Below are 17173 nucleotides of genomic sequence, written 5' to 3' on the forward strand. Positions count from 1 at the left end.
TCAGTGTGCTCCAGCACTGCCTTCGCTCTTAATTGGCGCAAGCAGTAAACAAAAAGGGATCAGGATCAGCGCAATAACGCTAAGGCCCATAAAAACGTCGATATAAGCCAGGAAACGTGCCTGCACGATCATTTGTTTATAGATCTGACCGGTTGCCAGGGTGACAGGATCGCCCACCGCCGAGGTAAAGTCCCGAATACCCTGTGCCCAGCGTTCTACCGTCAGATTGAAAGGCTCGTTTAACGGCGTCATGTTATGCACCATGTTTGCGCTGCGCACCTGCTCCCGTTCGGTGATCATCGCAGTGGAGAGAGAAATCCCAATCGATCCCGCAACGTTACGGCACATGGTAAACAGCGCCGAAGCATCGGCATTCAGTCGCTGCGGGATCGTAACGTAAGCAATAGTGGTCAACGGCACAAACAGAAAGCCCAGCCCAATGCTTTGTGTGCTGCGCATCAATGTCAGCGTGGTAAAATCCACATCTGGCGTTAGGGTCATGGAATAGATAAATGACGAAAACAGGCAGGTAAAGCCAAAGGCGATAATCCAACGCGTCTGTATCAGCGGCATCAGCTTCAGCACCAGCGGGATCGACAAGACAATCAGCACCGCGCCAGGCGAAAGCACTAATCCCGACCAAGTGGCGGTATAGCCAAGATCCTGCTGCGCCAGCTGCGGGATCACCACTGAACTACCATAAAGTATCATCGCCATTCCTGCCATTAGCAGACTGGCAACCCAGAAGTTGCGGTCCTTCAGCACATGCAAATCGACGACCGGTTTTCTGGCGTACATCAGCCAGTAGACTGCGCCAACCAGGCCAATCGCCGTCAGTACGGCAAAGGTGACAATGAAATTTGAATGGAACCAGTCATCATCTTCACCACGATCCAACATCACTTGCAGGCAGCCCAAACTGAGCGTAATCAGACCGATGCCAATGTAGTCGATATTCAGTTTGCCGTTTGCCCATTTGCGCTCCCACGGCGGATCCTCCAGTAGCTGATAGATAGCCAGTACGCTGATTATCCCGATGGGGATGTTAATAAAGAAGATCCATCGCCAGCTGTAGTTATCGGTAATCCAGCCACCCAACGTCGGACCAAGAACCGGTGCCACAATGATCGCGATGGCTGAAAGCCCAAATGCTTTACCCCGATCTTCCGGTTTAAAATAGTCCAGTAGTACCGATTGCTGTACCGGCTGCAATCCGCCACCGAAAAAGCCCTGTAGCACCCGAAACAGAATGATCTGCCACAGTTCCGTCGCGATACCACAGAGAAAAGAACAGATGGTAAACATCACAATGCAGATCAGGAAGAACTGCTTGCGGCCAAACAGGCGGCTGAAAAACGCCGAGATAGGCAGCACGATGCCGTTAGCCACCAGGTAAGAGGTCAGCACCCAGGTAGACTCGTCATAGCTGGAAGAGAGCGAACCAGCAACGTGGGGCAGCGCCACGTTAACAATGGTGGTATCGAGGATCTCCATAAATACCGCCAGCGTGACCGTCATCGCAACCAGCCAGGGATTGCTGGCCGGTTGCCAGTTTTCGCTGTGACTCATTCAACCGTCACCTCAGGCTCGACCGACAGCCCCAGCGGCAAAGGCTTGTTGGGGTCCAGCCCTTCGTCGATAACAATTTTTACCGGCACGCGCTGCACAATTTTCACGAAGTTACCCGTGGCGTTCTCCGCAGGGAACGTGGAGAAGCGAGAGCCCGATCCCATCTGAATACTGTCCACATGTCCATGTAATTTTCTGTCAGGCCATGCATCAATGGTGATTTCAGCTTTGTCGCCGGGTTTCATGCGTCTTAGCTGTGACTCTTTGAAATTAGCGGTTATCCAGACATCCGGGGAAACCAGTGAGAACAACGCGCTACCGGCCTGTACCAGGGTGCCCACCTGCACATTACGTTTGGTGACGAAGCCATCGTAAGGTGCCCGCACTTCGGTATAGGAGAGATTCAGACTGGCGGTATTGAGTTGCGCCTGTGCCTGTTGCACCTGCGACTGGCGGGCTTCCACATTGGTTTTCTGCTGACGGATTTGCAGCGCAATTTGCGATGCGACCTCCACCTGTGCTTTTGCACTTTCCAGTTCGGCTTTCGCGCTTCTCAGCTGTGCGCTGGCCGCATCGATATTGCGCTGGGAGGTGGCACGGGGGTCCACGCCGCGCTGGCGCTTATAATCTTCCTGCGCGTTGAGCATGTTAGCTTCTGCTTTCGCCTGCTGAGCCAGCGCCTGATCTTTTTGTGCCGGATACTGCACTTCGGACAACGCCAGCTGAGCCTGAGCCTGATGCAACTGCGCCACCGCCAGCCCAAGCTGCGCCTGAGCCTGATCGCGCTGTGCGGTGTTGTCACGCGGATCGATCACCATCAGCAAATCGCCCTTTTTCACCCGTTGGTTATCACGCACCAGTAATTGCGTCACATAGCCGGAAGCTTTTGGCGCAATGGTGACCGCATCGGCTTCGGTGAAGGCATCATCGGTGGATTCGATATTGCGGGTGGTGAGCCAGAACCACAGTGCAACAACCAGCGCAATGACCACCACTATCGCCAGGATAATCAGTGGCTTTTTGCCGGGGCGTTGACGTTCAGATTGTTGGGGATTGTCCTGTTGCTGGGTGTGATGCTGCTTATCATCAGGCTGAGAAGTTGATTGGTTGTCCATAGGTCTCATCGGTTCGCTGTGGACCTCTGTCAGGCCCGCAAAATTTATGCAGCTATAACAATAAGACGTAAAATGACAAAAGTCAGCGTTTCTTTACTTGCCAGCCTGATAATGCGTCTATGCCGCATTCAAAGCTAAAAGCAGGCCCCAGCCGACCAGCATGGCCCAGCCCAGCATCGGCACAGAATAGAGATGAAAACGCCACCAGATGCTGCGATCTTCCGCCATCCGCAGGGCAATAAGATTGGCCAGCGATCCGGGAAGTAATCCAAAACCACCAATATTCACCGCCCAGGCCAGTAAGGTGCTGGCGGGCAGGCTGTGCAGCAGCAGGATAGTCGCGGGAACGTTACTGATCACCTGCGACAGACCTGCTGCCACCAGATAATGCCCGCCCGCCGGTAACCGGGTTACCTGATGCAGAAGATGCTGAAGTTCCGGTATCTTTGTCAGCAGGAACACATCAATAAACATGGCGATAAATACCGCCAGCAGGCTCCAGTCAATGGTTAACAAAATACGACGGGCGGTTAACAGTAAGACCGCAAACACCACCACCAGTCCCCAACCGGCAAAGTTCAGTTCCAGCAGGACGATAAACAGCAGATAAAGCAGCACAGCGGTTATCAGCAACGGGCGCTGCCACTCCTGTTCCTGTTGATGGGATGAGCGTTCAATCTGGCGGCGGGGAAAGCAAAAAAACGTCAGCACCAGCAAGCTGGCCATCAGCACCAAAGCCAGCGGCAGCATTTGCCAGACAAACTGGCCGAAATCCATTGCGCCATGTCGCCACAGCAAAATATTTTGCGGATTACCGATTGGCGTCAGCATAGAACCGGCGTTGACCGCCAGCGCTTCAAAGATAATCAGTCGGGAAAGAGGCAGCGCGGAGTACTGCCGCAACGACAGGGTCAGCGGCACCAGAATAAACAGCGCCACATCGTTGGTCAGAAAGGTGGAAAGTAATGCGGCAGCGGCGACAAAAAACAGCGCCAGCGATCGCTGATAACGAAAGCGTTGTATCAGACGCCGTCCCAGCACATCAAAGTAGCCACTTGCTTCAATCGCCTTCGTCAGCATCAGCAGACCACAAAGGGTAATCATGGTCTGCCAGTCTATTGCAGCCGGAAGCTCAGCCAGTGAAAAGGGTGCCAGGCAGGCCAGCAGCAGACCAAGCAACACCAGCAGATGCAGAAAGCGATCGTGCAGAAACGGCCTGAGCAAGGTTGTCATAGAGACTCACTGAGAGGGATTATTGACGGCTTTCATAAAATTGCTGGAAAATCGCCAGCGTTTCATCACTCACGTGATGTTCCAGTCCTTCCGCATCCCTGCGGGCAGTGTCGGGACTGATCCCCAACGCCAGAAGAAACGTTTCGACAATGTGATGGCGTTTGCGACTCTCTTCAGCCAGCGCCTCACCTTCTGCGGTAAGAAACACGCCACGATAGGGGATCTGTTCAATAAGCCCACCACCAGCCAGCCTTTTCAACATCTTCGCCACGGTCGGTTGTGAAACACCCAGACGAGCGGCCATATCCACCTGACGCGCTTCCCCAAATTCACGGATTAAATCGGAAATCAGCTCAACATAATCATCAATAAGTTCACGGCGGTGAGCTTCGCGCACCTGACGAAAACCTTCAACATGCTCTTCAATATCTTTTAATGGCGTGGATACTGCCGTTTTTGCGCGACGACTCATTCAGCTTCCTCATTATTATCACTGACGCACAGACACAGCCGCATCAACCTGGTAGTGCCACATTGTAAACGAAGCTCAAAGAAGCACAAATTTTCACGCAACAGCACTGGCTATGAAATATAGCCTGTGCTATATCTGTGGATAATGTGAACGGAGGAATTCACCATGAATAAACCACTTCTGTTGCAGCTGCTTTGTCGGTCGCCATTTACTCTGCGGCTCCAGCTACTGGAAATGTTAACTGCCAGGCCAGATACGCCAGAATTCAGCCATAAAAAAATCCGCCACTGAGAGCGGATTTTTTTTGCCAGCCGTAGCTGGCAAAGCGGAAACAACTTAGAAGCTGTAACCTACGCCAGCAATCCAGGTGCCAACGTCAACGCTACGGATGCGGCTTTGCTCGTAACCAACATCCAGGGCAACGTTTTCGATACCTGGGTTAAACTGCATACCTGCGCCGTAAGAGAAGCCAACATCGCTGGAGTCAGATTTGTTACGATCCTGGCCATTGGCCTGGAATTTACCGTAACCGATACCCACAACGCCGTAGATGCTTGCCCAGTCGTTCAGACGGAAAGCAGGACCACCGGTCACACCGTAATACTGAGCTTTGTTGTAAACGCCAGCATCAGTGTTATTTTTAGCAGTGTAAGTCAATGAACCAATCCAACCCAGTGGGTTGCTACCGTCTTCATAACGGTATTTCAGGTTGAAACCGTTGGCTTTATTCATTTTGCCCTGCATATCGCTCTGGGCATAACCACCGGAAACAGTGCTTTGTGCCATTGCAGAACCAGCAGTTACAGCCAGCACACAAGCTAATGCGGAAAGACATGCAATTTTTTTCATAACCACCTCAAATGTGAAAATACTTATCTCCTGACAACCCTGAAAATATAACAAAACTCAGAAAGAAACTCTGCCCCGATTTTGTTGTCCAAGACAAAGTTTGGTGTAACAGGACGTTAATGAAGTTTCATATGTCATTCTTTTTTCTTATAATTTAAGAGTTCCCTCAGGCTTTTAACCACTGTGTAAAAAAATGTTCATCCGGTTAATTCTTAATTGATTTTGACGCTTCTTTACTAAAAAAAGGCTTCCGCTGACAGGTTGCAGACTTTTTTATGTCATATGTTGAAGGTTTGTCTCCGCTGTCCGTTACACTGTAAGCACTCTCCCCTGCATGGACAAAAAAAGGTTGGTCTACAGGATGTTTTCTTCATCTTCTTCACGTTCCCCACTCTGGCTGCCTGTTCTGGTTTTGTTAATCGCCATGACCTCCATTCAGGGGGGGGCCGCTCTGGCTAAAACCTTGTTCCCACTGGTTGGAGCGCCAGGTATTACCGCCCTTCGTCTGGGGCTGGGCACGGCAATCTTATGTATTATTTTCAAACCCTGGCGTCTGCGATTTACCCGTCAACAGCTCATCCCTCTGTTGATGTATGGCCTTGCGCTGGGGGGAATGAATTACTCTTTTTATCTGGCGCTTCGCACTATTCCGCTGGGCATTGCCGTCGCCCTGGAGTTTACCGGGCCACTGGCGCTGGCGCTGGCTGGTTCACGAAGACCCCTCGATTTTGTCTGGGTGCTGCTGGCACTGTTGGGCCTGTGGCTTCTGTTGCCGCTCGGTCAGGATATTACCAGTATTGACCTGCATGGCGCACTGCTGGCGGTACTGGCGGGTGCATTCTGGGCAATTTATATTTTGTGTGGACAGCGGGCAGGCGCGCAGCACGGTCCGGCAACGGTAGCAATGGGGTCTTTGATTGCCTCACTGGTTTTTGTTCCTCTCGGTCTGACCTTTGCCAGCAGTGGGATCTGGAATCTTTCCCTGTTACCCATTGCCCTGGCTATTGCAATCCTGTCCAGCGCTCTGCCCTACTCTCTTGAGATGGTGGCATTAACCCGCCTGCCGGCCAGGATTTTTGGCACGCTGATGAGCATGGAGCCCGCCATGGCAGCACTTTCAGGAATGTTGTTTTTGGGTGAAATGCTCACCATGATGCAGTGGCTGGGGCTGCTGGCCGTGGTGCTGGCATCGGTGGGTTCAACGCTGACCATGCGACCAGCAAAATCGAAAATTACCCCAGTCAGTGAACGGCGAGAGTAATCCCGCCGTTTTATTTATCAGGCAGACCCGGCCAAAAAGGAATTACCGGCGAATGAGGGTTATTAATTAAACCAATGACATAGCAATAGCATTTATCTGAGAGAATAACTGTAAACAAATTTTATACAAATAGCGTCACATAAAAAAATAAAAATCAATAATATCAATATATTATATAATTACTTTAACTGATAATCTTTATCATTATTATTCAGAGAGAGAATAACCCTCATTTATTTTCCCCGGCATAATCTGAGGAAAATACAATTTAACCGATAGGCATTAACTTTCCGGCAGAGTTAAAAACTGGTGCTATAATGATTGCTTAGCTTTAAGGTCAACGTCTATTAAGAGGATATTAATGATGAGTACCGCTAAACTGGTTAAAACGAAATCTTCTGATTTGATTTACACCCGTAACAACGTGGCCGACGATGAAAAAAGAGCCACCATTGAGGTGCTTAATCGTCTGGTAACAGAGTTTATTGATTTATCGCTGATCACCAAGCAGGCCCACTGGAATATGCGTGGTGCAAACTTTATTGGTGTTCATGAAATGCTGGACGGGTTCCGTACTGCTATTACCGATCATCAGGATACTATCGCCGAGCGTGTGGTTCAGCTGGGCGGCGTGGCGCTGGGTACAACCCAGATCGTTAACGACAGAACGCCGCTGAAGAGCTACCCACTAAATATTCATACTGTGCAGGACCATCTTAAAGCCCTGGCTGAACGTTATGCGGTCGTTGCTAACGATACCCGCAAGGCGATCAGTGAAGTTGAAGATGAAGACACGGCGGATATCTTCACCGCCGCATCCCGCGACCTGGATAAATTCCTGTGGTTTATCGAATCAAACATTGAATAATTGTCACAGGCCGCTCGCGGCCTGTTAGCGTAACAATTAACGGGCAGATGAATAATTCATCTGCCTTTTTCTTTTCCAATGCCGCTCCTTCCTGTCGCTTCCCGCTATTCCTCTCTCCATGAAGTTGGTATTTATTTCCAGTCTGGCTACATCCTATTTGCACAGCAATAAAAATTGCACACTATTTTAAATAAAATTAACAGTATTATTAACTAACAAAACAGAATTTAGTCGCTTATTTGACTTAAAATTCTGCATTAAATATATTCCGTAAAGGTGGCATATTTTTTTTTCATATGGATGCTGGCATTTAATCAGGTACGCATTCCGCCTGACGCATAAGGAACACAGAATGAAGTCAATTGTTAAATTCTCACTGGCTGCGCTGACGTTGGCGTTCGCTTTTTCTTCTGCTGCTGAACAAAAACTGGTGGTGGCAACGGATACCGCTTTCGTCCCCTTTGAGTTCAGGCAGGGCAACAAATATGTCGGCTTTGACGTTGAGCTGTGGGATGCCATTGCCAGTCAGTTGAACATTGATTACACCCTGAAGCCGATGGATTTCAGCGGCATTATTCCCGCCCTACAAACGCGCAATATTGATGTGGCAATGGCAGGCATTACCATCACTGAAGCGCGTAAACAGGCTGTTGATTTCTCCGATGGCTACTATAAAAGTGGCCTGCAGGTTATGGTCAAAGCCAGTAACGATCAGATTAAAAGCCTCGACGATCTGAACGGTAAAGTGGTGGCGGTGAAGAGTGGGACGGGTTCAGTGGACTACGCCAAACAACATATCAGGACCAAAGACCTGCGCCAGTTTCCTAACATAGATAATGCTTACATGGAACTGGCTACTGGCCGGGCAGATGCCGTTCTGCATGATACGCCAAACATCCTCTACTTTATCCACACGGCGGGCAAAGGCCAGTTCAAAGCTGTCGGCAGCTCACTTCAAGCACAGCAATATGGTATTGCCTTTCCAAAAGGCAGCGATACGTTGCGCGAACAGGTTAACAGCGCACTGAAGACGCTGCGCGAAAATGGCACCTGGAACACCCTCTACAAAAAATGGTTCGGCACCGAACCTGAATAATTTCTTTGTCAGACTTTTACAGGCACTCGCGTCTGCCTTTCCCCCCGTACGGGTTATTGAACCGGAGAAAGAATAATGCAGTTTGACTGGAGTGCTATCTGGCCTTCAATTCCTGCCCTGCTTGAGGGGGCAAGGCTGACCCTGTGGATATCGGTACTGGGCCTAGGAGGCGGCCTGATTATTGGCCTGCTGGCCAGTTTTGCCCGCGCTTATGGTGGCTGGGCTTCACGTAATATCGCCCTGGTATTTATCGAACTGATTCGTGGTACGCCGATCGTGGTGCAGGTAATGTTCATTTACTTCGCCCTGCCGATGGCATTCAGTGACCTGAGAATCGATCCTTTCAGCGCAGCAGTGATTACCATTGTCATTAACTCCGGTGCCTATATTGCAGAAATCACCCGCGGTGCGGTGCTTTCTGTTAACAGAGGGTTTCGCGAAGCCGGGCTGGCGCTGGGCCTTTCGCACCGTGAAACCCTGCGCTATGTCATCATGCCGCTGGCTCTTCGCCGTATGTTGCCACCGCTGGGCAACCAGTGGATCGTCAGCATCAAAGATACCTCACTGTTTATCGTTATCGGCGTTGCTGAGCTGACCCGACAGGGGCAGGAAATTATCGCCGGCAATTTTCGCGCGCTGGAAATCTGGAGCGCCGTGGCCGTTATCTATCTGATAATTACTCTGGTGCTGAGCTTTGTTCTGCGTCGCATTGAAAGAAGGATGAAAATCCTGTGATTGAATTTAAGAACGTCTCAAAACACTTTGGTGCAACGCAGGTGCTGCACAATATCGATCTGACCATCAATAAAGGAGAAGTGGTGGTCATTATTGGCCCGTCCGGCTCGAGTAAGTCCACCCTGCTACGCTGCATTAATAAGCTGGAAGAAATAACCAGCGGTGAACTGATTGTCGATGGTCTGATGGTCAACGATCCTAAAGTCGATGAGCGGCTGATCCGTCAGGAAGCCGGTATGGTTTTCCAGCAATTTCACCTTTTTCCACAGATGAGCGCGCTGGATAATGTGGCATTTGGTCCAATCCGCGTGCGCGGGATGAAAAAAGAGTCCGCTCACCAGCTTGCCAGAGAGCTGCTTGGCAAAGTCGGTCTTGCGGAGCGCGCCCACCATTTTCCTTCAGAATTATCGGGAGGTCAGCAGCAGCGAGTGGCGATTGCCCGCGCACTGGCCGTCAGGCCAAAGATGATGTTGTTTGACGAGCCGACCTCGGCGCTGGACCCGGAGCTACGCCATGAAGTGCTGAAAGTCATGCAGGATCTGGCAGAAGAAGGGATGACAATGGTGATTGTGACGCATGAAGTCGGCTTTGCGAAAAAAGTCGCCTCAAGGCTGATCTTTATCGATAAGGGGCATATTGCTGAAGATGGCCATCCGGACCAGCTGATTGATAATCCTCCCAGCCCGCGACTTCGTGAGTTTTTGCAACACGTATCGTAAGAAAATGACCGTGAGAAAAGTTGACGGGCTGCCCACGCTCCCGTCACTCTTCTTCCCGATTAAACGCGGGACATCAGCCGCTCCCGCTGCGGTTTTTCCTAGAAGGTCCAGGCGACAAAGCGACTTTGCTTCTGCCCCTGGGCCATATTAATCGTGCGTACTGCCGTGGCACCTACCTGTTCCAGCGCCCGCCATATTTCAGGCAGGTTTTCTTTGCGCGAGACCAGCGAGGTAAACCAGATGCACTGACGGGCAAAAAGAACGCTTTCGGTAATCATCCGGCTGATAAACGCCTTTTCACCCCCGTCACACCAGAGTTCAGCCTGCTGACCGCCAAAATTAAGCGGCGCACGGCTGTCGAGCCCGAGTTTGCGCACCTTACGGCGGCTGCCCTGCTGTGCATCATCGGCAGAGGCGTGAAAAGGGGGATTGCAAATCACCGCCTGATAGTAATCATTCTTGTGAATGATGCCGTTAAAAATTGCCTGGGGATCTTTCTGCCTGCGCAGAGGAACAGTCCGGTTCAGACCTGCATTAGCAGCAACAATCGCACTGGCGGATCGCATCGCCTCTTCATTGACTTCACTGCCGGTGAAACGCCAGCCATACTCATACTGACCAATCAGCGGATAGATGCAGTTGGCCCCGCAGCCAATATCCAGCACATTAATATTGCGCGGTGGCACGGCTTTGTTATCTTCCGCCAGTAAATCCGCCAGATAGTGCAGATAATCAGCCCGACCGGGTATCGGCGGACAGAGAAAACCAGCCGGAATTGTCCAGTGCGCAATCTGGTAAAAATGGTGCAACAGCGCCTGATTCAGCATCCTGACCGCTGCCGGATTGGCAAAATCCACCGATTCATCGCCATACTGATTCACTGCCACAAACTCTGCCAGCGCAGGATGCGTGGCGATAAGTGCAGCAAAGTCATAGCGGCCCCGATGACGATTGCGGGGATGCAGTGGGTTCTTTTCGGCGGTGTTTTTCATGGGCGGATCTCTTGTCTGAAGGCGCGTAAGATACCTGCTGCCACGGCAATCGTAAACCATTGTCGCTTATTTCCGCCCCGTCACGCTGAGGGGTAAACATAGCAACCAGGGAGTTCTGATGACCCGTTCCCGCCACTATTATCAACCCCGGCTTGGCCACGGTCTGCCACACGATCCACTGAACGCCATCATTGGCCCCCGCCCGATAGGCTGGATCAGTTCACAAAGCAGCCAGGGTGAACGCAATCTGGCGCCCTACAGTTTTTTTAACTGTTTTAATTATCAGCCGCCGGTAATCGGTTTTGCCAGCCAGGGCTGGAAAGACAGCGTGGCGAATATCCACCAGACGGGTGAATTCGTCTGGAACCTGGCAACGCGCGATCTGGCCGTGGCGATGAACGAAAGCTCCGCAACGGTGCCCCCGGGTGAGGATGAGTTTGTGCTGGCTGGCGTCAGCGCCCTGCCCGCTCGACAGGTCAACGTCAGCATGGTGGCCGAAAGTCCGGTGAATTTCGAGTGCAGGCTCACTCAGCTGATTCAGTTGCAGGATGCAGCAGGCAACCAGTTGGATCAGTGGCTGGTACTGGGAGAAGTGGTGGCGGTACATATCGACAGCAGCCTGCTGGAGGATGGCGTCTACCAGACGGCAAAAGCCCGGCCCATTCTGCGCGCTGGCGGGCCAACGGCTTACTACGGTATCAGCGAGGATTTGCGCTTTGATCTGCTCCGCCCCGATGCGCGAAAATCCTGAGCCTGGTGCCATCATCGCCGCTGCTTTTTGCTATGATGTGCACTCTTTTTTCCCGTCATGGAGCGATCAATGAAAAGAATAGCCATCGACATGGATGAGGTTATTGCCGATTTTCATCCCAAAATGGTACAGACAGTTAACCAGCATTTCGCCACCACCTTCAGCCTCCAGGATCTCAATCTGTTCAGCCTGCACCGGGAAAAACCGGAACGCCTGCAACAGATTATGCTGCTGCTCAGCGATGCCGATTTTTTTGCCGATCTGGAGGTGATTGCTGACAGTCAGCAGGTGATCGCCGCCCTGAGCCACCACTATGAGGTGTTTATCACCACTGCCGCCATGGCAATGCCCAGCTCGTTCAACGCGAAATTTCAGTGGTTAAAGCAGCACTTCCCGGCGATTAAACCCAGCCATATTGTTTTCTGTGGCGATAAAAGTATTATCCGTGCCGACTATATGATTGATGACAACGCCTTCAATTTTGAGAATTTTTGTGGCGAAGGCATCCTTTACTCTGCACCACATAACCAGCATGTGACGGGCTACAAACGGGTGAATAACTGGCAGGAAATAGCCAGCCTGTTGCTGCCAGACTAACGCTTCTGACCAGACCGGTCAGGGCCGGAGCAAGGCGTCGATAACACTTTTCAGCACCGGCTGCAATCTGACGGCATGCTGCTGCTGCCAGGCATACGGCGGCAGTTCATTCATATAGTTCAGTTGGGCCAGCTCAAGTTGTAACGCATGAATATTCTCTGCGGGCCTGCCCCATGCTCGGGTGATGTGGCCGCCCTTAAAGCGACCATTCACCACCCAGCTGAACGCTGACTGGGCGGCTAACAGATCTTCCAGTCTGGCAGTGAAACGCGGATCGCAGCTCAGTCCGCCGTTGGTGCCAAGGTTCAGATCCGGCAACCTGCCGTCGAACAACCGGGGGATGACGGAGGCGATAGAGTGAGCATCAAACAGCAGCGCATAGCCAAACTGTTGTCTGATGCGCCTGAGTTCCTCACCGATTTTGTGATGATACGGTGTCCAGATATTTTCCAGATATCCCTGACGCTGAGCCGCCGTCGGAGCCATGGCGGGCCTGAAGGTAGGCGTGCCATCGAACAGGGTTTCCGGATAAAGCCCGGTGGTGGCGGTGGTGTAGAGCGCAGCATTGTCTGCCGGACGGTTCAAATCGATAACCAGGCGGGAATAGTTTGCCACCAGCACGCTGGCACCCATTTCATACACAAAATCGTACAGCTGTGGCAAATGCCAGTCGGTATCCGGCAGGCCCTGCGCAGCTGCACTCAGCCCCTGTGCCACTTCGTCGGTCAGCGCCGTACCGGCGTGAGGAATACTGATCAGCAGGGGTAATCTTCCCTGGATAAATTCATACGGTTTCATCGCACTCTTTCTCCCCTGAACACCACCTGACAGGGCAGCTGCCCTCCAAGCCAGTAAGCCAGTTCTGCCGGACGTTGTAGCGGCCAGTGAACAAAGTCGGCAAATTTTCCCACCTCCAGCGACCCGTGCGTCGTTGCCAGCCCAAGCGCTCTGGCACCGTGCAGAGTGATCCCTGCCAGTGCTTCTTCCGGCGTCATACCAAATAACGTACAGGCCATATTCAGCATTAACCTGAGCGACAGCGCAGGAGACGTACCGGGATTGGCATCACTGCCCAGCGCCATGGGTACACCATAGCGGCGAAACAGTTCGATCGGCGGGCGCTGCCGTTCGCGCAGCAGATAAAATGCGCCGGGCAGCAACACCGCCACCGTACCGCTGCCTGCCATTGCCGCCACATCACTCTCAGTGGCGTATTCCAGATGATCGGCGGAAAGCGCATTAAATCCCGCCGCCAGCGCACTGCCGCCGAGTGATGAGAGCTGTTCAGCATGCAGTTTGACCGGCAGTCCCAAACGCCTGGCGGCGTCAAACACCCGTTCCACCTGTGACGGTGAAAACGCCAGATGCTCACAGAATGCATCCACCGCATCGGCCAGCTGCTGTTGCGCCACCTGCGGCAGCAGCTGCTCACAAATCAGGGTGATCCAGCCGTCCGGATCGCGGAGAAACTCGGGGGGGATGGCGTGAGCAGCCAGGCAGGTGGCGCGCAGCTGCGCCGGGACCTGCTGTTCCAGCTGACGGATCGCCCTCAACATCCGCAGCTCAGTCTGCTGATCCAGACCGTAACCGGATTTAATTTCCACGGTGGTCACGCCCTCTGCCAGCAGATGCTCCAGTCGCCAGGCCGCGCTGCTGACCAGTTGCTCCAGACTGGCGCGTCGGGTGGCATCGACTGTCGAAAGAATACCGCCACCCCGTGCCGCAATGTCACTGTAACTCACGCCATTGAGACGCTGCTCAAACTCATCGCTACGGTCGCCGCCAAATACCAGGTGAGTGTGGCAATCGACCAGCCCCGGCGTGATGATCCCGCCATCAAAACGGCTACGGACTTCGGCTTTAATCTGCTTTGCGCCCTCTCGCGGCCCGGTCCAGACGATCTTATCGCCGGAAACGGCCAGCGCGCCGTCGTTGATGATGCTGTATTTCCCGCCCTGCATGGTGACAATATCCGCGCCATACCACAGGTGATCACAGCGAAGTTCTTCGCTCATTGTCTCTCCTGGCTTTACTGCTGACCTATAAGTATGTATATGTATATACAAGCACATTATCCGGGAAACAACCACCATGAGTCACTTTTTTGCGCCCCGCGCCCTGCTGGCCGATGGCTGGCATCGTCACGTATTGATTGAGGTTAACGCCGACGGCAGCCTGCAAAAGCTGACCCCCAACGCCTCAGCCGGAAAAGCGCAATACCTGCATGGCACGGTGATCCCGGCAATGGCAAATCTGCATTCTCATGCTTTCCAGCGAGTGATGGCCGGGCTGGCTGAAGTGGCGGCTGACCCACAGGACAGCTTCTGGAGCTGGCGCGACCTGATGTATCGCATGGTGGCACGCCTGACGCCGGAGCAGGTTGGCATCATCGCCAGCCACCTCTACGTGGAGATGCTGAAAGGCGGTTACACCCAGGTGGCTGAGTTTCACTATCTGCACCATGACCCGCACGGCCAGCCTTACCCGGCTGATGAGATGCTGACGGCGCTGATTGCCGCCGCTGAGCAGGCCGGAATCGGACAGACCCTGCTGCCGGTGCTTTACAGCTATGCCGGATTTGGTGCACAACCGCCGCAGCCTGCACAGCAACGGTTTATCCAGGACAGCGACCGCTATCTGCAACAACAGCAACGTCTGCAACAGCTGATTGCCGGTAAGCCACTGCATCAGCGCGGGATCTGTTTCCATTCGCTGCGGGCGGTCAGTGAAGTGCAGATGCGTGAGGTGCTGGCCGCCAGCCCCACCGATCTGCCCGTGCACATTCACGTTGCCGAGCAGGAAAAAGAGGTGAGTGACTGTCTGGCCTGGAGCGGTGAACGGCCGGTAAGCTGGTTGTTTAATCGCTTTCATCCCGATGCCCGCTGGTGCCTGATCCATGCCACGCATCTTGATAAAGAGGAAATTTCCCGTCTGGCTGCCAGCCAGGCGGTAGCCGGACTTTGCCCAACCACCGAAGCCAATCTGGGGGACGGAATTTTCCCGGCAACGGACTATATCAGCCAGGGAGGACGCTGGGGCATCGGGTCTGACAGCCATGTCTCGCTGGATGTGGTGGAGGAGCTGCGCTGGCTGGAATATGGTCAACGTCTGCGGGATCGTCGACGTAATCGTCTGACCTCACAACAGCATACCGCGACGGGGGACCTGCTTTATCACCTGGCACTGGCGGGTGGTGCGCAGGCCTGCGGCGTGAAGATGGGATGTCTGGCACCGGGTTACCGGGCCGACTGGCTGGTGCTGGCTGACGATGCGCTGCTGGGGGGCACCGATGACAGCGCGCTGCTCAGCCGCTGGCTGTTTGCCGGGCATCGAGGTCAGATCCAGGATGTGTATGTCGCGGGCAACGCAGTGATCTGCCAGGGACAACATCCACGACAGCAGCAGATTGCAACGGCTTTCCGCCAGGTGCTGGAGGCGCTGAAATGATCCATTTCTATGACGCTCAGACGTTACCGCTCAGCCGCTGGCGTAAAGGCGGAGGTGAAACGCGGGAGATTATCCGCATTCCGCCAGATGCGGAAAACTTCAGCTGGCGGGCCAGTATTGCGACCATCACCGCCGACGGAGACTTTTCACTCTGGCCGGGTATTGACCGGGTGATTGTGCTGTTAACCGGTGACGGTATCGCATTGCACAGCGACACGACTCACAGTCTGATACTGCGCCAGTACCAGCCTTACGCTTTTGCTGGTGAAGAGTCGATAAAGGCAAAACTGACCGCAGGCACCAGCACCGACTTCAACCTGATGATCCGCCGGGCAACCCATCAGGCCCAGGTCAGGCGGGTGAGCGAGGCTTTCACGCCTGAACCTTCTGGCGATGGGCTGGTGTATGTGCTTTCCGGGACGTGGCAGGCGGGTGATCGTTCGCTCCACCAGGGCCAGGGCGTCTGGTGGCAGCCGGACGACAAGGGGTTGTTTGCCAGCAATAAAGATCTTTGGCTGCAACCGGCGAGCGACGATGCCCTGCTGCTGCTGGCAGAGATTGTTGCCAGCTGAAGCCGTCTCAGGCCGCTGGCAAAACGTCGACCGGCCTTTCAGCCGTGCCCTTTAAATCTGCCGAGCAGCTTGTATCTGGAGCCGGGATAGAGCAGCCGGGCGGCGGTAACCACCTTTGCTTCGCTCCAGGTCTGACGATGGATAAGCAGGCAGGGCTCGGTGGCGTCCAGCTCCAGCAGGCTGCACTGCTGAGCATCCGGCAATACCGCTTCCACGATATGCTCACCGGCCGTGAGTGGGGCGACGCGCATCAGATAGATGTAAGGCGTCTGTTGAAGATAATCCTGACGCAGATAATCAGGGGCCGCCTGCGGATTGACCAGACGGTCTTCCAGCTGCACCGGCAGGTCGTTTTCATAATGAACAATCAGCGAATGAAACGCCGCACTGCCCGGTGACAACCCCAGTAAGGCCGCCTGCTCTGCATCGCAGCGGATCTCACCTAACGCGGCAATCTCACAGCGGTGGCGATGCCCACTCTGCGTAATCTCTTCCGCAATATTGTGGACCTCCAGCATCGCGGTATAGCCTTTCGACTCGGCGACGAAGGTGCCAACGCCCTGCATACGGATCAGGTAGCCCTCGCTGGTCAGTTCGCGTAACGCCCGGTTAATCGTCATCCGGCTGACGCCCAGTTCACCGACCAGCTCACTTTCGGAAGGGACGCGCTGATTCGGCTGCCAGACGCCTTCCGCAATCTGGCTGATAATCGCCTGTTTGACCCGCTGATAGATGGGCGCTGGCTGATCGCTCATGGCAGCGGAGAGTTGTGAAACGGCAGTCTGTGCGGCCATCACGGTATCCTTACTGAAAATTATGGCGGCAGTGTAGCGAGCAGGAGCTTAAATGTATAGACATCTGTAGCCAGCACGCCGAATTGTATAGACAAGATTATAC

The 17173-nt window shown here is 53.5% G+C and carries 19 protein-coding genes; 10 read left to right on the forward strand and 9 right to left on the reverse strand.

What is annotated here, in order from left to right; translation table 11 throughout:
* The 4 genes from AC3RPL_RS12890 to mntR all read right to left on the reverse strand — a co-directional run bounded on the left by AC3RPL_RS12890 (position 1) and on the right by mntR (position 4389).
* A complete protein-coding gene (locus tag AC3RPL_RS12890) occupies positions 1-1569 on the reverse strand; it encodes a DHA2 family efflux MFS transporter permease subunit (protein WP_490740294.1) in 1569 nt (522 codons plus the stop codon).
* On the reverse strand, positions 1566-2684 hold the full coding sequence (locus AC3RPL_RS12895) for an HlyD family secretion protein (RefSeq protein WP_490740295.1): 1119 nt from the start codon (positions 2682-2684) through the stop codon (positions 1566-1568). Before AC3RPL_RS12895 ends, AC3RPL_RS12890 begins: the two co-directional genes overlap by 4 nt.
* A 117-nt stretch (positions 2685-2801) precedes the next feature.
* On the reverse strand, positions 2802-3917 hold the full coding sequence (locus AC3RPL_RS12900) for an SLC13 family permease (RefSeq protein WP_490740296.1): 1116 nt from the start codon (positions 3915-3917) through the stop codon (positions 2802-2804).
* A gap of 19 nt (positions 3918-3936) precedes the next feature.
* Entirely contained in the window at positions 3937-4389 is a 453-nt protein-coding gene (gene mntR, locus AC3RPL_RS12905; protein ID WP_034941397.1) for a manganese-binding transcriptional regulator MntR, read from the reverse strand.
* 165 nt (positions 4390-4554) lie between these two features.
* Between mntR and AC3RPL_RS12910 the strand changes: the two genes are divergently transcribed.
* Positions 4555-4680, forward strand: coding sequence for a hypothetical protein (locus AC3RPL_RS12910; protein ID WP_261641632.1), 126 nt, complete (start codon positions 4555-4557; stop codon positions 4678-4680).
* Positions 4681-4725: 45 nt separating this feature from the next.
* On the opposite strand, the gene ompX is transcribed toward AC3RPL_RS12910, so the two are convergent.
* Positions 4726-5238, reverse strand: coding sequence for an outer membrane protein OmpX (ompX, locus tag AC3RPL_RS12915; RefSeq protein WP_490740297.1), 513 nt, complete (start codon positions 5236-5238; stop codon positions 4726-4728).
* A 361-nt stretch (positions 5239-5599) separates the two neighbouring features.
* Here ompX and rhtA point away from each other — a divergent pair, with 361 nt between their 5' ends.
* From rhtA to glnQ, 5 genes are all read left to right on the forward strand, one after another.
* Positions 5600-6499: a threonine/homoserine exporter RhtA gene (gene rhtA, locus AC3RPL_RS12920; protein ID WP_490740298.1), complete on the forward strand. Its 900-nt coding sequence runs from the start codon at positions 5600-5602 to the stop codon at positions 6497-6499.
* A gap of 364 nt (positions 6500-6863) precedes the next feature.
* Positions 6864-7367 (forward strand): DNA starvation/stationary phase protection protein Dps, encoded by a 504-nt coding sequence (gene dps, locus AC3RPL_RS12925; RefSeq protein WP_490740299.1) that lies wholly within the window; start codon positions 6864-6866, stop codon positions 7365-7367.
* A gap of 352 nt (positions 7368-7719) precedes the next feature.
* Positions 7720-8463 carry a glutamine ABC transporter substrate-binding protein GlnH gene (gene glnH, locus AC3RPL_RS12930; protein WP_490740300.1) on the forward strand — a complete coding sequence of 248 codons (744 nt, stop codon included), beginning with the start codon at positions 7720-7722 and terminating at the stop codon, positions 8461-8463.
* Between the two features lie 75 nt (positions 8464-8538).
* Entirely contained in the window at positions 8539-9198 is a 660-nt protein-coding gene (gene glnP, locus AC3RPL_RS12935; RefSeq protein WP_490740301.1) for a glutamine ABC transporter permease GlnP, read from the forward strand.
* Complete coding sequence (gene glnQ / locus AC3RPL_RS12940) at positions 9195-9917, forward strand: glutamine ABC transporter ATP-binding protein GlnQ (protein ID WP_490740302.1); 723 nt, start codon at positions 9195-9197, stop codon at positions 9915-9917. Before glnP ends, glnQ begins: the two co-directional genes overlap by 4 nt.
* A 98-nt stretch (positions 9918-10015) precedes the next feature.
* Here glnQ and rlmF read toward each other — a convergent pair whose 3' ends face one another.
* Positions 10016-10909 carry a 23S rRNA (adenine(1618)-N(6))-methyltransferase RlmF gene (rlmF, locus tag AC3RPL_RS12945; RefSeq protein ID WP_490740303.1) on the reverse strand — a complete coding sequence of 298 codons (894 nt, stop codon included), beginning with the start codon at positions 10907-10909 and terminating at the stop codon, positions 10016-10018.
* A 118-nt stretch (positions 10910-11027) separates the two neighbouring features.
* Between rlmF and AC3RPL_RS12950 the strand changes: the two genes are divergently transcribed.
* Together AC3RPL_RS12950 and AC3RPL_RS12955 are read left to right on the forward strand one after the other, a co-directional pair.
* A complete protein-coding gene (locus tag AC3RPL_RS12950) occupies positions 11028-11660 on the forward strand; it encodes a flavin reductase family protein (RefSeq protein ID WP_490740304.1) in 633 nt (210 codons plus the stop codon).
* A gap of 69 nt (positions 11661-11729) precedes the next feature.
* A complete protein-coding gene (locus tag AC3RPL_RS12955; protein WP_490740305.1) occupies positions 11730-12257 on the forward strand; it encodes a 5' nucleotidase, NT5C type in 528 nt (175 codons plus the stop codon).
* A gap of 18 nt (positions 12258-12275) precedes the next feature.
* Here AC3RPL_RS12955 and hutG read toward each other — a convergent pair whose 3' ends face one another.
* Both hutG and hutI read right to left on the reverse strand, forming a co-directional pair.
* Entirely contained in the window at positions 12276-13055 is a 780-nt protein-coding gene (hutG, locus tag AC3RPL_RS12960) for an N-formylglutamate deformylase (RefSeq protein ID WP_490740306.1), read from the reverse strand.
* A complete protein-coding gene (gene hutI / locus AC3RPL_RS12965; protein ID WP_490740307.1) occupies positions 13052-14272 on the reverse strand; it encodes an imidazolonepropionase in 1221 nt (406 codons plus the stop codon). The genes hutG and hutI overlap by 4 nt, the downstream gene beginning before the upstream one ends.
* A 76-nt stretch (positions 14273-14348) precedes the next feature.
* Between hutI and AC3RPL_RS12970 the strand changes: the two genes are divergently transcribed.
* Together AC3RPL_RS12970 and AC3RPL_RS12975 are read left to right on the forward strand one after the other, a co-directional pair.
* Positions 14349-15704, forward strand: coding sequence for a formimidoylglutamate deiminase (locus AC3RPL_RS12970; protein WP_490740308.1), 1356 nt, complete (start codon positions 14349-14351; stop codon positions 15702-15704).
* Positions 15701-16276 (forward strand): HutD/Ves family protein, encoded by a 576-nt coding sequence (locus AC3RPL_RS12975; RefSeq protein ID WP_490740309.1) that lies wholly within the window; start codon positions 15701-15703, stop codon positions 16274-16276. Before AC3RPL_RS12970 ends, AC3RPL_RS12975 begins: the two co-directional genes overlap by 4 nt.
* A gap of 38 nt (positions 16277-16314) precedes the next feature.
* Here the strand turns inward: AC3RPL_RS12975 and hutC are convergent, their stop codons facing one another.
* Positions 16315-17070, reverse strand: a complete 756-nt coding sequence (hutC, locus tag AC3RPL_RS12980; protein ID WP_490740310.1) for a histidine utilization transcriptional repressor HutC — start codon at positions 17068-17070, stop codon at positions 16315-16317.
* Positions 17071-17173 lie beyond the last annotated feature (103 nt).

Source organism: Erwinia papayae (assembly GCF_058241465.1).